Origin of the sequence: Leifsonia sp. 2TAF2 (assembly GCF_052115085.1) — a bacterium.
Lineage (GTDB): Bacteria > Actinomycetota > Actinomycetes > Actinomycetales > Microbacteriaceae > Leifsonia.
Genome location: NZ_JBFRFY010000001.1, coordinates 1,470,125 through 1,483,622, shown reverse-complemented (window position 1 = coordinate 1,483,622; position 13,498 = coordinate 1,470,125). Strand labels below are relative to the sequence as shown.

The following is a 13,498-nucleotide window of genomic DNA, read 5'->3' as shown; positions in this document are numbered from 1 at the left end:
TTTCGGCCTCCAGCGGTATTTGGAGGCGAAAAACTCAGGAGCTGTTGGCTTGGGAGGTGGGGACGCCGGGGTTACGCGTCGATGCGGGCGCGGCTGAGGTCGTCGGCGCCGGCGATGATGAACTCCTTGCGCGGGGCCACGTCGTTGCCCATCAGCAGCTCGAAGACGCGGTTGGCCGACTCGGCGTCGGGGACGCGCACCCGGCGGAGCGTCCGGTGGGCGCGGTCCATCGTCGTGGTCGCCAGCTGGTCCGCATCCATCTCGCCGAGTCCCTTGTAGCGCTGGATCGGCTCCTGGTACTTCTTGCCGCGCTTCTTCAGGTCGGCGAGCACGGCCTGCAATTCGGCCTCGGAGTACGTGTAAATCGTCTCGTTCGGCTTCGACCCCGGGTTCACGACCACCACGCGGTGCAGCGGGGGCACCGCGGCGAAGACGCGGCCCTCCTCGATCATCGGCCGCATGTAGCGGAAGAACAGCGTGAGCAGCAGCGTCCGGATGTGCGCGCCATCCACGTCGGCGTCCGACATGATGATGACCTTGCCGTAGCGGGCGACCGACAGGTCGAAGCTGCGGCCAGAGCCGGCGCCGATGACCTGGATGATCGCGGCGCACTCGGCGTTCGACAGCATGTCCGAGATGGATGCCTTCTGCACGTTGAGGATCTTGCCGCGGATGGGCAGCAGAGCCTGGTATTCGCTGTCACGCGCACGCCGGGCCGTGCCGAGCGCGGAGTCGCCCTCGACGATGAACAGCTCGCTGTTGGCGACATCGTTGGAGCGGCAGTCGACGAGCTTCGCCGGGAGGGATGAGGTCTCCAGCGCGTTCTTGCGGCGCTGGGTCTCCTTGTGCGCCCGGGCGGAGATGCGCGACTTCATCTCGGCGACGACCTTGTCGAGCACGAGGGCCGACTGCGCCTTGTCGTCGCGCTTGGAGGAGCCGAACCGCTCGGCCATGGCCTTCTGCACGACGTTGGCGACGATCGCGCGCACGGCCGGCGTGCCGAGGATCTCCTTCGTCTGGCCCTCGAACTGCGGCTCGGGGAGGCGCACGGTGAGCACGGCTGTGAGGCCGGCCATCACGTCGTCCTTCTCGAGCTTGTCCGTGCCGGCCTTCAGGCGGCGTGCGTTCTGCTCCACCTGCTGGCGGAGGAACTTCAGCATCCCCTGGTCGAAGCCGGCCTGGTGGCTGCCGCCCTTCGGCGTCGCGATGATGTTCACGAAGCTGCGCATGACGGTGTCGTAGCCGGTGCCCCAGCGCAGAGCGATATCGACCTGACAGTCGCGCGTGAGCTCGGTGGGCATCATCGCGCCCGTCTCGGAGAGCACCGGGACGGTCTCGGTGAAGTGTCCCTCGCCCGTCAGGCGCCACGTCTCGGTGATCGGGCTGTCCGGCGCGAGGAAGTCGACGAACTCCGAGATGCCGCCCTCGTAGCGGAAGGTCGTGCGACCCGGAGCCGCCCCGTCGGCGGCCGGGCGCTTGTCGTCGATGGAGATGGAGAGGCCGGGCACCAGGAACGCCGTCTGGCGGGCGCGGCCGACCAGGTCGTCGGTAGAGAACTCGGCGCCCTTGGTGAAGATCTGACGGTCGGCCCAGTAGCGGATGCGCGTGCCTGTTCTCCCCTTGGCGACCTTGCCGACGACACGCAGCTCACTGCCGCTGACGAACGGGGTGAACGGGCTGTCGGGACCGGGCTCGCCCTTCTTGTCGTCGAAGATGCCGGGCTCGCCGCGGTGGAACGACATCGCCCACGTCTTCCCGTCGCGGTCGACCTCCACGTCGAGACGCTCGGACAACGCGTTCACGACCGAGGCGCCGACGCCGTGCAGGCCGCCGGAGGCCGCATAGGAACCGCTGCCGAACTTGCCGCCGGCGTGGAGCTTGGTGAACACCACCTCCACACCGGAGAGCCCGGTCTTTGGCTCGATGTCGACGGGGATGCCGCGAGCGGTGTCGCGCACCTCCACGCTGTCGTCCGAGTGGAGGATGACCTCGATGTCGGTACCGTGGCCGGCGAGGGCCTCGTCGACCGAGTTGTCGATGATCTCCCAGAGGCAGTGCATGAGACCGCGGGAGTCGGTGGAGCCGATGTACATACCCGGGCGCTTGCGGACGGCCTCCAGCCCCTCGAGCACCGACAGGTGCCTGGCCGAATAGTCCGAACTCGCCACGGGCGCTCCTTCTTAGGGATCGTGGGCGCCCATCCGGGTGCGGGCGCACGTGCTCTTCCAGAGTAAGCGCCGGGCGGCCGGAGCCTACGCCACGACACCCTTTCCGGCCGCTTGGCTACGCGTTGAGCGAAATAGCAGGCGATACGCGCCTGGTTACCGAACATCCGTGGTTCTATAGACGTACCGAGTTCAAGCGGTTGCGACGGAAAGGAGCATCACATGTCGACACTCACCTCGGAGAACGGGGCGGTTGACGAGCTCGCATCGGGGCCGCAGTTGACGGCTGCCGACCGTTGCGATAGCTGCGGCGCGCAGGCTTACATTCGCGTCGTCGTCAACAACGGAGAACTCCTCTTCTGCGCCCACCACGGCAAGAAGCACCAGGAGAAGCTCTCGCAGATCGCCCACAGCTGGCACGACGAGACCGCTCGCCTGTTCGAAGAGCAGCGCGCGTAACGCGGCCGCGTCGCGAAACGCGAGGCTGACCGGAGGATGGCGACAGGTACAGGCGTGCGCAGGCGCGCCCACATCGACCTCTCCGTCATCCGTTCGGCCGTAGCGTCTTCGCTCCCCGACTGCACCGCCGATCTCCGCGCCGACGCGTACGGACACGGGCTCATCCCCGTGGCTCGTACGCTGACGGACGCGGGGGTCGGCGGTTTTCTCGTCTCACGGGTCGAGGATGCTGCGGCTCTCGCCGACGAAGGACTGCCCGCACGGGTGGCCGTCGCTCGGACGCCCGCCGACATCCCGTCCGGCACCCTGGTCGGCCCTGAACTCTTCGGGCTCGACCCCGCGCAGCGGTCGGCTCCGGCCATGCGGCTGGAGGCCGAGGTCATCGCGGTCAAACGCGTACCCGCCGACCGCGGCGTCTCCTACGGCTACACCTACCGCACCGCGCGGCCCACCACGCTGGCGTTGGTGGCCCTCGGCTACGCCGACGGCATCCTGCGCGTGGCGTCCAATAAGGCTCCTGTGAAGGTCGGCGACACGGTCGGGCGAATCACCGGACGGATCGCCATGGACCAGTTCGTGGTCGACATCGGCGACGACGCGGCTGCACCCGGCGATCCGGTCATCCTCTTCGGTGACGCCCGGAACGGCGAACCGACCGTGCTCGACTGGGCGGATGCGCTCGGCGTCGCCGCCCCCGTGATCACCAGCCGCCTGGGCCGGCGCATCGAGAGGACGTACAGCGAGTGACCATCGTGGACGCCGTCGCCGAACCGCTCCCTGCCGCCGTCATCGATCTGGCGGCGCTGCGGCACAACGTCGCCCACCTGACGCGGCTGATCGCCCCCGCAGAGACCATGCTCGCGGTGAAGGCGGACGCGTACGGGCACGGCCTGCTCCCGATCGCAGAGGCCGGGCTTGAGGCCGGAGCGACCTCCCTCGCCGTCCTCGAGATCTCTGCGGGGCTGGTGCTTCGCCGCGCCGGGATCGGCGTCCCCCTCCTCGCCTGGCTGCACGGCCGCGACACCGACTGGCGCGCCGGAATCGAGGCCGACATCGAGCTGGGCGTGTCCGCGCTCTGGCAACTGGAGGCGATCGCCGGGGCAGGCGCCGACCGCCCGGCGGTCGTGCACCTCAAGGTCGATACCGGACTCAGCCGCAACGGCGCCACGCGCGAGGAGTGGCCGGGCCTCATCGGTGCCGCGCTCGAGTTCCAGGACGCGGGGGCACTGCGCATCCGCGGCGCTTGGTCGCATCTCGCCGACGCCTCGATCGCCGACGACGAGGCCGCGCTGGCCGAGTTCCGGGATGCTGTGGCCGAGGCCGAACAGCTCGGCGCACGCTTCGAGGTGCTGCACCTCGCCGCCAGCTCCGCGGGGATCCGGATGCCGGAGGCCCGCTTCGACTTCGTGCGCTTCGGGATCGCCGCGTACGGCTTCTCGCCCTTCGACGACTCCACGGGTGCCGAGCTCGGCCTCATCCCTGTCATGCGTCTGGAGGCGCCCGTCACCGAGGTCCATGTGGGCGGCACCACGCTCGCCCGGCTGGGCATCGGTTACGCGGACGGCGTCCCGACCCTCGGCATCGCGAAGACGTCGGTGCAGCTCGGCGGCCGTCGCTGCCAGGTCGTGGAGGTCGAGGCCGACAGCATGCTGGTGGAGGCAGGACCGCACCGCGTCGAGGTGGGCGACACCGCCATCCTCTTCGGTCAGGGAACCGACGGCGAGCCGACCGCCGAGAAGTACGCCGATTGGGCCGAGACCATCGCCGACGAGATGGTCACGGGCGTCGCCGCGCGGGTCCCCCGCGTCTACGTGAACTGACGCTAGAGCGAGACGCCGAGGCGGTCCGCGATCGCGCGGCGCGCGTTGGTCGCGTAGCGGTCGACCCGCTCGGTCTGCGCGACCGGCGGCAGCTCCGCGCGCAGCGCCGTCGCCAGCAAGCGGTCGGCGAGCACCGGGTTCATCGGGAGCACCGGGCCGTGCAGGTGCGTGCCGATCGACTGCGCGACGACAACGCCCTCCAGGCTTCCGTCGTTTCCCATCCCTCTGACGACCCGGCCGAGAGGCTCAGCGCCGTCGAGGATCGTCCGGGCCGAGTGGTTCTCGAATCCCGCGACGGCGGTGCCGTCGGCCAGGCGCACGACGATCTCACCGACGTGACGCGTGACGCCGAGCACGGTGCGCGTCGGGAACACGGCGGCTCCCGCGAGCACCTCGCCCTCGCCGGTCTCCAGCTCCGTGCCGAGCAGCTGCCAGCCGCCGGCGATCGCCAGGATCGGGATGCCCGCGTCGCGCCACTCACGCAGGCGGGGCGCGATGCGCAGCACGTCGTCGTGAACGGCACGCTGACCGGACAACGGCCCTGACCCGATGTGGACGAGGTCCACGGTCTGCGGCAAGTCGTCGCCGATACCGTGGGTCACCACATCCACGTCGACCCCGCGCCAGCGGGCGCGCTCGCTCAGCGCCAGCACGTTGCCCGCGTCGCCGTTGATGCCGAGTTCGGCCGGGTACAGGTGCAGGATGCGCAGCACGCTCATCGGTCCCCGCCCTCCAGGTCGAGGAACCCGAGCTGCTTGCGGATCAGCATCATCTGCTCGTAGTTCACGATCATCGTCTTGGTTCCGCGCGACGGCTTCGGGAGGGCCAGGAACGCCTGCAGTGCGGGCTTCAGCTCCGGCACCACCTGGTCGACCTCGATGCCGGCATACGCGAAGCGGGTCGCGAACTGCCACGCCTTCGTGCCGGACGCCACATCCACATGGGTCAGCTTCGACAGGTCGATGTCGTATACCCACGACGGGTCGGGCGTTCCTTCGTCGACCGAGACGAAGACCTGCTCCGGCGACTCGCTCAGGTAGTCGAGGTTCAGCTGGAGACTCGGCGGGTTCTTCATCATGATGATCTCGATGTCCTCGTCGCCGACGCGCAGCGTCTCGCCGCGGCCGTAGACCGTGCGAAGCGCCCCCATCGCGGCGACGACACCCGTGGGCTGGAAGCGGGCGCCCAGCAGCCGCTGGGCCATCGCGGTCGCGCCCGCCGCATCCACCGCGTAGTGCAGCCCGCGCGCGGGGAGCCCGATCCGGACGCTCTCGCCGCCGATGGTCAGCTGCGCGCTCTGCCCTTCGAGCTTGCTGACGAACACCGACGGGATGGGAAGGGTGCCGGCGACAGCGCCGGAGAGGTCCTTGACGTTAGCCAGCCCGTTCGGAGAGGACTCGATGATGGACGGGGCGACGGCGAAGGTCGTGACGTCGCGTCCCTGAGCGGCAAGGTCCGCACCCACGCGGGCCAGACTGTCGTCGTCGGCGTTGACCACGACGAAGTCGGCGGACGCGTCGGCGATGGAGCGCAGCATCCCGATGACGCGGGTCGGCTCGAAGAAGCGGTTCAGCTGGTCGATCTGCACGTTGAGCAGCAGAGAGCCGCGCGGCTTCAGCACGCGCGCCAGATCGACGCCGTAGGCCTCGTCCACCTCGATGACCCCGACATCTCCACCAACGTAGCCGTCGAGAGGGACGTCGGCGAGCAGCGCCGAGGCGATGCCCTGCGGGAGGTTGCCTCCCGACGGGTTGGTGAAAACGTCCAAGCCGTGCTCGCGCAGGATCGCCGTGAGCATGTTCGTGGTCGTCGACTTGCCGTTCGAACCCGAGACGAAGACCACACCGAGGGGAAGCCGGCTGACCGCGCGCTCCAGGAACTTCGGCGCGATCGCGAGCGCGACCCGGCCCGGCACCGCGGAGCCGCCTCCCCGCAGGCGCAGAAGCCAGCGGGCGAGGCGGCCGGCGATGACCGCCAGTCGGTACCGCAACGGTTTACTCGAGGTAGTCGCGCAGCGACTGCGAGCGCGACGGGTGGCGCAGCTTCGCCATGGTCTTGGACTCGATCTGACGGATGCGCTCACGCGTCACACCGAAGGTGTCGCCGATCTGGTCCAGCGTCTTCGGCATGCCGTCGCCGAGCCCGAAACGCATGCGGATCACGCCCGCCTCACGCTCGGACAGCGAGTCGAGGAGGCTCTCCAGCTGCTTCTGCAGCATGGTGAAGCCGACCGCGTCGGCCGGGACGACCGCCTCGGTGTCCTCGATCAGGTCGCCGAACTCACTGTCGCCGTCCTCACCCAGAGGGGTGTGGAGCGAGATGGGCTCGCGACCGTACTTCTGCACCTCGACGACCTTCTCCGGCGTCATGTCGAGTTCCTTCGACAGCTCTTCCGGGGTGGGCTCGCGACCGAGGTCCTGCAGCATCTGGCGCTGCACGCGCGCCAGCTTGTTGATGACCTCCACCATGTGGACCGGGATGCGGATGGTGCGCGCCTGGTCGGCCATCGCACGCGTGATCGCCTGACGGATCCACCAGGTGGCGTAGGTGGAGAACTTGAAGCCCTTCGTGTAGTCGAACTTCTCGACGGCACGGATGAGGCCCAGGTTGCCCTCCTGGATGAGGTCGAGGAACTGCATCCCACGGCCGGTGTAGCGCTTCGCAAGGCTGACCACCAGACGCAGGTTCGCGCCCAGCAGGTGGCTCTTGGCACGCTGGCCGTCGCGGGCGACCCACTTCAGCTCGCGCTCCAGCTCCTTGGTGAGGTTGGGCGTGTTGGCCAGCTTGTCCTCGGCGAACAGACCCGCCTCGATCCGCATGGCGAGCTCGACCTCTTCGGCCGCGTTCAGCAGGGGGACCTTACCGATCTGCTTCAGGTAGTCCTTGACCGGGTCGGCGGTGGCGCCGGTGATCGTCGTCGAGTAGACGGGGATGTCATCCTCTTCGTCGACCGCACGCAGCACCAGGGCGTCGCTCGGCAGCGGCTCGTCGACCGGCGCAGCCGCAGCGGGCTTCTTGGTCTCGGAGTCGTCGGAGTCGGAGTCCTCCGCGTCGGCGTCGTCGGCCGTCTCGGTCTCGTCCGCCGTCTCGGTCTCGTCCGTCGCCTCGGTGTCGTCCGCGACCGCGACGACCTCTTCATCGTCGATCTCGACTTCGGCGTCGTCGTCGAGGTCGTCGTCGGTCGCCTTGCCCTTGGTCGCGGTCTGCTTCTTCGCAGCCGTCTTCGCGGTACCGGCCTTCGCCGTCGCCTTCTTGGGCGCTGCCTTCGCGCCCGCCTTCTTCGCTGCGGGCTTCGTCGTCTCGTCCGCGGCGACGGTCACGGTCTCTTCGACCTCGACCTCCGCATCGCGGGTCTTCGTTGCTGCACGGGTTGCCATGTGAACACCTTTCATACCAAGCAGAGGGGCCGGGATCCTGACGGCCGAGCCTGGCTCAGGGTTTGCGTGCGGACACTACTAAGACCCATGTCAAGTCCTGGGTGGTTGCGCCGGGCATCGTCGAATGCTCCGGCCCAGGGACATGAACGGGTCCAGACGTTAATTATTGCACGTTCCACGTGAGCCCCCGACCACGATTGGCCATCTCGGATCGAATCGGGACGCTGTTCTCGCGCCCTACAGCGCTTCGCGCCCCCCGCGCCTCCTCCACGCTCCGACGAGTGCAACCCACAGAGGGGCCACTTCTATTCCCTCTTCGTCCTTCAGAACGCGCCGGGTGCGCCGCCGCGCGCGCACCAGGAAGCCCACGCCGATCCCGACGATGACGTACTGGATGGCGAACGCCCAGCGGAAGTGGTCGAGCTGGTACAGCTGCGCGTCGCCCTCGGCGCCGTGCGCCTGGACGTCGAGCGAGACCCCGATCAGGAACATCATCACGAAGCTCGCGAGGAAGCCGCCGACGTTGACGATCCCATTCGCCGATCCGAGGCTGTGCAGCGGATTGAAGGTGCGCGCGAAGTCGAACCCGATCAGCGAACCGGGGCCGCCGATCCCGATGGCCGCGATCAGGACGATCACCGTCCACAGCGGTGGTTCGCCCGGCCAGAGCAACACCAGCGTCCATGCCGCCGCCATCAGGGCGACGATCCCGAGCACCAGATTGCTGCGCCGCAGCGGGAACCGCGCGGTGAGGATGCCGAGGATCGGTCCTGAGATCAGGCCGGCGCCCACCAACACGGTGAGCAGCGCTGAGGCCTCCGCCGGCTCGATGCCGATCGCGAACACCAGGAACGGGATGCCCCACATCAGGCTGAACACGGTCCCGGACGACTGGGTCACGAAGTGCGACCAGAAGCCCAGCTGGGTGCCGGGCCGGGAAAGGCTGATGCGCAGCTGCCGCAACGAATCCGACCAGGTCGCCGGCCGCGGCCCCTCGCTCGCGCCCACCGGACGGTCGGAGACACCGATCAGGATGCCCACGAGCGCGACGAGCGAGAGCGACGCGGCGGACAGGAACGCGACCGTCCACCCCGAGAGGTGCAGCAGCAGGGCGAACGGGACGGCCGACAGCACCTGGCCGAGCTGACCGACGTTGCCGATCCACTGCGACAGCTGCGGCACGATCCGCCCGCGGAACCACGAGTTCGTCAGCCGCATCAGCGACGTGAAGACGGTGGCATCCCCCGCCCCGACCAGGATGCGTCCGACGATCGCGATGGCGATGGTCGGTGCGAGCGCTACAGCGACCTGCCCGATCACCATGAGCGCGGTGCCGACGAGCATCAGGACGCGCGAACCGATCCGGTCGATCAGCACGCCGACCGGCACCTGCATGCCCGCGTACACGATGAGCTGGACGACCGCCAACGTCGACAGAACAGACGCCGAGACGTGGAACCGGTCGGTCGCAGCGACGCCCGCGACACCGATCGTGGTGCGCTGCATGACCGCGATGAGGTAGGCGAAGACGCCGATCCCGTAGACGACCCAGGAGCGACGCGAATTCACCGAACGATCCTACGCCCGCCTGCGGATCGGGTCGGCCCGGATCGATGCCCCGACGACCGCGGGGTGTGCGCTCAGCGCTCCCCGCGCGGGTTCTCCTCGTCGCCGTGACGGCGGAAGGCGAGGAAGTTCTCCAGCTCCGCCGCGATCTCGTCGGCGCTCGGCAGCTCGCCGTCGCTGTCGGTCAGCGGCGAACGCAGCTGCGTGTCCTCCATATAGGAGTCGTGACGCTCCTCCAGCGTTCCCACCAGACGGCCGAGCTCGGCGTTGCCGGCTACCTGCTCGTCGATGTTCGCGATGAAGTCGCGGTCCTCCTGGCGCAGCCGGTCGGTCGGGAAGATGAGGGCCGTCGCGGCGCTGATCGAGTCGAGCGCCGCTACCGCGGCTGCCGGGTACTCGGTGTCCGCGAGGTAGTGCGGGATGAGCAGGATGAACCCGGCGATGGGATAGGACAGCTTCTGCAGCCGGTACTCGAGCAGGTGCAGCGCATTGGCGGGGACCTGCGTGTGCGGCTTCCAGATGGACATCGACTCGATGAGCTCGGTGCGGTTGCCGCTGACCGTTACGCCGATCGGACGGGTGTGCGGCACGGGCATCGGGATGGCGTGCACCCAGGTGATGCTCTTCACCTTGAAGCGCTCGATCAGTCCGAGAACGGCGTCGGTGAACGCCTCCCACCGGAAGTCGGGCTCGAAGCCGGACAGCAGCAGGAACGGCTGGCGGAGCTCGTCGTAGGCGAGGTACAGCTTGAGCGTCGCGGGCTGGTAGTCGGTCAGGTGGTCCTGGTCGAAGTAGATGATCGGACGGCGCGCGCGGTAGTCGAGCAGGATGTCGGCATCGAAGGTGGCGACCACTTCGCTGTCCAGCGTTCCGAGCAGATAGGTGCCCAGTTGGCTCACGCCGGAGCCCGCATCCGCGAAGCCGGTCAGGCCGGCCACGAGCGGCAACCCTTCCGGCACCTGGAGGGCCGGATTGAGCTCGAACAGTTCGCCGGGGTCACGCATACGTCAACTCTAGAGCGGACCCCGGTGGCGGATGCCGGCTCCGGGCCGCGTGCGGGCACGCCCACAGCGAACACGCGCGCGAGCCGTCCGCCCGCCGGCTGCGGGTTAGGGTCGAGGCATGACCGCTCCTGCACTGAACGTGACCGACGCATCCACCCCCACCACCTCGGCCGACGTGCTCGTGGTCGCCGCCCGGGCCGGGCGCGACGGCGTGACCGTGCTCTCCGGGTCACGACAGGAGGAGCTCGCGCAGCAGCTGCGCGAGGTCGGCTTCGCGGGCGGCAAGGACGAGCTGGTGCGGCTGCCCGGGGACGGGTCCGGCCCGTCGCTCGCCGTGATCGGCCTCCCCGACGGCGGCGAGGACGGCCTGCGGTACGCCGCGGGCAGCGCCGTGCGGCAGCTGGCCGGCACCGCGGCCGTCGCGATCGACTTCCCCGCCGAGGACGACGCCCAGCTCGGGGCGATCGTCGAGGGCGCGGCCCTGGGCGCCTACGCCTTCACGGAGTATCGGGAGAAGAGCCGGGCCGCCGCGAAGGATCCGGTGGCCTCCATCGAGGTGCTGGGTGCGACCGCGGGAGCCGACACGGATGCGCTGGTCGCGCGCGCCGGCGCGGTGGCCGAGGCGGCGGCGCTGGTCAAGGACCTGGTGAACACTCCCCCGCTGGACCTCTACCCCGAGACCTTCGCGGACCGCGCCGAGCGGGCCGCATCCGACCTTCCCGTGACGGTGACCGTCTGGGATGAGGAGCAGCTGGCCGCCGACGGGTTCGGCGGCATCCTGGGCGTCGGCCAGGGCTCGACGCGTCCGCCCCGCCTGGTGAAGGTGTCGTACGCCCCCGAAGGCGGGGCGCGCCAGCTCGCGCTCGTGGGCAAGGGCATCACCTTCGACTCGGGCGGGCTCTCGCTGAAGCCTGCCACCGGGATGGTCGGCATGAAGTACGACATGACGGGAGCCGCGACGGTGCTCGCCGTCGCCCTGGCGGCCGCGCGGCTCGCGCTGCCGGTGCGGGTGACGGCCTGGCTGTGCCTCGCCGAGAACATGCCGTCCGGCTCGGCGATCCGGCCCAACGACGTGCTCCGCATCCGCGGCGGACGCACCGTCGAGGTGCTCAACACCGACGCCGAGGGCCGCCTGGTGCTCGCCGACGGCCTCGTCGCCGCCAGCGAGGAGCACCCGGATGCGATCGTCGACGTGGCGACCCTGACCGGGGCGGCCATGGTCGCGCTCGGCACGCGGTACGCCGCCGTGATGGGCTCCGACGACCTCGTCGACGACGTGCTCACCGCTGCGAAGGAGACCGGCGAACTGCTCTGGCCGATGCCGCTCCCGGGCGAGCTGCGCGCCACGATCAACTCGGATGTCGCCGACATCGCGAACGCAAATCCGGGCAACACCGCCGGCGGAGCCCTGCTCGCCGGAGTGTTCCTGCAGGAGTTCGTCGGGCGCACCGGCGAGGAGGACGACGCGCCGCGCATCCCTTGGGCGCACCTCGACATCGCAGGTCCCGCGAAGAGCCCCGCCGCGCCTTACGGCTTCACCGGCAAGGGCCCGTCCGCCGTCAGCGTACGGGCGCTCATCCGTCTGGCCGAGAGCTTTTCCGGGAAGTAGTAGGGTCGTATGGGCGGGAAATCCCGCCCATCAACACGCCTCCCGGAGCCACCCCTCCTGGGCGGCACATCGTGTCACATGATCCTGATGCGCGAGGGAGTAGCTGGGTGTCTGAGCAGAACTTTGACATTGTGGTGCTCGGCGGTGGGAGTGGAGGCTACGCAGCAGCGCTGCGTGCGGCCGAGCTCGGATTCACCGTCGGCATGATCGAGAAGGACAAGGTCGGCGGCACCTGCCTGCACCGCGGCTGTGTCCCGACCAAGGCGCTGCTCCACGCGGCCGAGGTCGCGGACTATTCGCGGGAGTCGTCCAAGTACGGCATCGTCACGCAGCTGCAGGGCGTCGACATCAACGGCGTGACCCAGTACCGCCAGGGCATCGTCGCGAAGAAGTACAAGGGCCTCCAGGGCCTGGTGAAGGCCCGTGGCATCACCGTCATCGAGGGCGAAGGCCGTCTCGTCTCCCCCACCACCGTTCAGGTCGGCGACGACAAGATCGTCGGCAAGAACGTCATCCTGGCCACCGGCTCCTACTCGCGCTCGCTTCCGGGCCTCGAGATCGGCGGCCGCGTGATCACCAGCGAGCAGGCGCTCGAGCTCGACTTCGTCCCGAAGAAGGTCGCCGTGCTCGGCGGCGGTGTCATCGGCGTCGAGTTCGCGAGCGTCTGGAAGTCGTTCGGCGCCGAGGTCACGATCATCGAGGCGCTGCCGCACCTCGTCCCGAACGAGGACGAGTCGATCAGCAAGTCGCTCGAGCGTGCGTTCCGCCGCCGCGGTATCGACTACCGTCTCGGCATCCGCTTCCAGGGCGTCACTCAGAACGAGGAGGGCGTCGTCGTCACCCTCGAGAACGGCGACACCGTCGAGGCCGACCTGCTGCTCGTGGCCGTCGGCCGCGGCCCGCTGACCCAGGGTCTGGGCTTCGAGGAGGTCGGGGTCACCATGGACCGCGGCTTCGTCATCACCGATGAGCGCCTCGCGACCAACATCCCCGGCGTCTACGCCGTGGGCGACATCGTTCCCGGCCTGCAGCTCGCCCACCGCGGCTTCCAGCAGGGCATCTTCGTCGCTGAGGAGATCGCCGGGCTCAACCCGATCGTCATCCCCGACGTCAACATCCCCAAGGTCACGTACTGCGACCCGGAGGTCGCGTCCATCGGCCTGACCGAGGCGAAGGCCGTCGAGAAGTACGGCGCCGAGGGCGTCACCAGCTACGACTACAGCCTCGCCGGCAACGCCCGCAGCGAGATCATCGGCACCAACGGCAGCGTCAAGGTCGTGCGCGTGAACGACGGCCCCGTGGTCGGCGTGCACATGATCGGCGCCCGCGTCGGCGAGCTCATCGGAGAAGCGCAGCTCGCCGTGAACTGGGAGGCCTACCCCGAGGACATCGCTCCGCTGGTGCACGCGCACCCGACGCAGAACGAGTCGCTCGGCGAGGCGTTCCTGTACCTCTCCGGCAAGCCGCTGCACACCCTCTAGGACGACCAGGCGGGTCC

At 69.2% G+C, this 13,498-nt stretch carries 11 protein-coding genes; 5 read left to right on the top strand and 6 right to left on the bottom strand.

Going from position 1 to position 13,498, the window contains the following annotated elements; genetic code table 11:
* Positions 1–71 precede the first annotated feature (71 nt).
* Positions 72–2,168: a DNA gyrase/topoisomerase IV subunit B gene (locus AB4Z18_RS07105; protein WP_441781988.1), complete on the bottom strand. Its 2,097-nt coding sequence runs from the start codon at positions 2,166–2,168 to the stop codon at positions 72–74.
* A 219-nt stretch (positions 2,169–2,387) separates the two neighbouring features.
* Between AB4Z18_RS07105 and AB4Z18_RS07100 the strand changes: the two genes are divergently transcribed.
* The 3 genes from AB4Z18_RS07100 to AB4Z18_RS07090 are packed head-to-tail and all read left to right on the top strand — an operon-like array spanning position 2,388 to position 4,444.
* A complete protein-coding gene (locus AB4Z18_RS07100; protein ID WP_018191296.1) occupies positions 2,388–2,624 on the top strand; it encodes a DUF7455 domain-containing protein in 237 nt (78 codons plus the stop codon).
* 36 nt (positions 2,625–2,660) lie between these two features.
* Positions 2,661–3,371 (top strand): alanine racemase, encoded by a 711-nt coding sequence (locus AB4Z18_RS07095; RefSeq protein ID WP_441781987.1) that lies wholly within the window; start codon positions 2,661–2,663, stop codon positions 3,369–3,371.
* Entirely contained in the window at positions 3,368–4,444 is a 1,077-nt protein-coding gene (locus AB4Z18_RS07090) for an alanine racemase (RefSeq protein WP_441781986.1), read from the top strand. The genes AB4Z18_RS07095 and AB4Z18_RS07090 overlap by 4 nt, the downstream gene beginning before the upstream one ends.
* A 2-nt stretch (positions 4,445–4,446) precedes the next feature.
* Here the strand turns inward: AB4Z18_RS07090 and AB4Z18_RS07085 are convergent, their stop codons facing one another.
* The 5 genes from AB4Z18_RS07085 to AB4Z18_RS07065 form a co-directional block, all read right to left on the bottom strand.
* Complete coding sequence (locus AB4Z18_RS07085; protein WP_441781985.1) at positions 4,447–5,163, bottom strand: type 1 glutamine amidotransferase; 717 nt, start codon at positions 5,161–5,163, stop codon at positions 4,447–4,449.
* Positions 5,160–6,434, bottom strand: coding sequence for a MurT ligase domain-containing protein (locus AB4Z18_RS07080; protein ID WP_441781984.1), 1,275 nt, complete (start codon positions 6,432–6,434; stop codon positions 5,160–5,162). The genes AB4Z18_RS07085 and AB4Z18_RS07080 overlap by 4 nt, the downstream gene beginning before the upstream one ends.
* Before the next feature lie 4 nt (positions 6,435–6,438).
* On the bottom strand, positions 6,439–7,821 hold the full coding sequence (locus tag AB4Z18_RS07075) for an RNA polymerase sigma factor (RefSeq protein WP_441781983.1): 1,383 nt from the start codon (positions 7,819–7,821) through the stop codon (positions 6,439–6,441).
* Positions 7,822–8,058: 237 nt separating this feature from the next.
* A complete protein-coding gene (locus AB4Z18_RS07070) occupies positions 8,059–9,390 on the bottom strand; it encodes an MFS transporter (protein WP_441781982.1) in 1,332 nt (443 codons plus the stop codon).
* A gap of 71 nt (positions 9,391–9,461) precedes the next feature.
* Positions 9,462–10,391: a proteasome assembly chaperone family protein gene (locus tag AB4Z18_RS07065; RefSeq protein WP_441781981.1), complete on the bottom strand. Its 930-nt coding sequence runs from the start codon at positions 10,389–10,391 to the stop codon at positions 9,462–9,464.
* A 118-nt stretch (positions 10,392–10,509) separates the two neighbouring features.
* On the opposite strand from AB4Z18_RS07065, the gene AB4Z18_RS07060 reads away from it, so the two are divergent.
* Together AB4Z18_RS07060 and lpdA are read left to right on the top strand one after the other, a co-directional pair.
* On the top strand, positions 10,510–12,000 hold the full coding sequence (locus tag AB4Z18_RS07060; RefSeq protein WP_441781980.1) for a leucyl aminopeptidase: 1,491 nt from the start codon (positions 10,510–10,512) through the stop codon (positions 11,998–12,000).
* Positions 12,001–12,107: 107 nt separating this feature from the next.
* Positions 12,108–13,481, top strand: a complete 1,374-nt coding sequence (lpdA, locus tag AB4Z18_RS07055) for a dihydrolipoyl dehydrogenase (protein ID WP_441781979.1) — start codon at positions 12,108–12,110, stop codon at positions 13,479–13,481.
* Positions 13,482–13,498 lie beyond the last annotated feature (17 nt).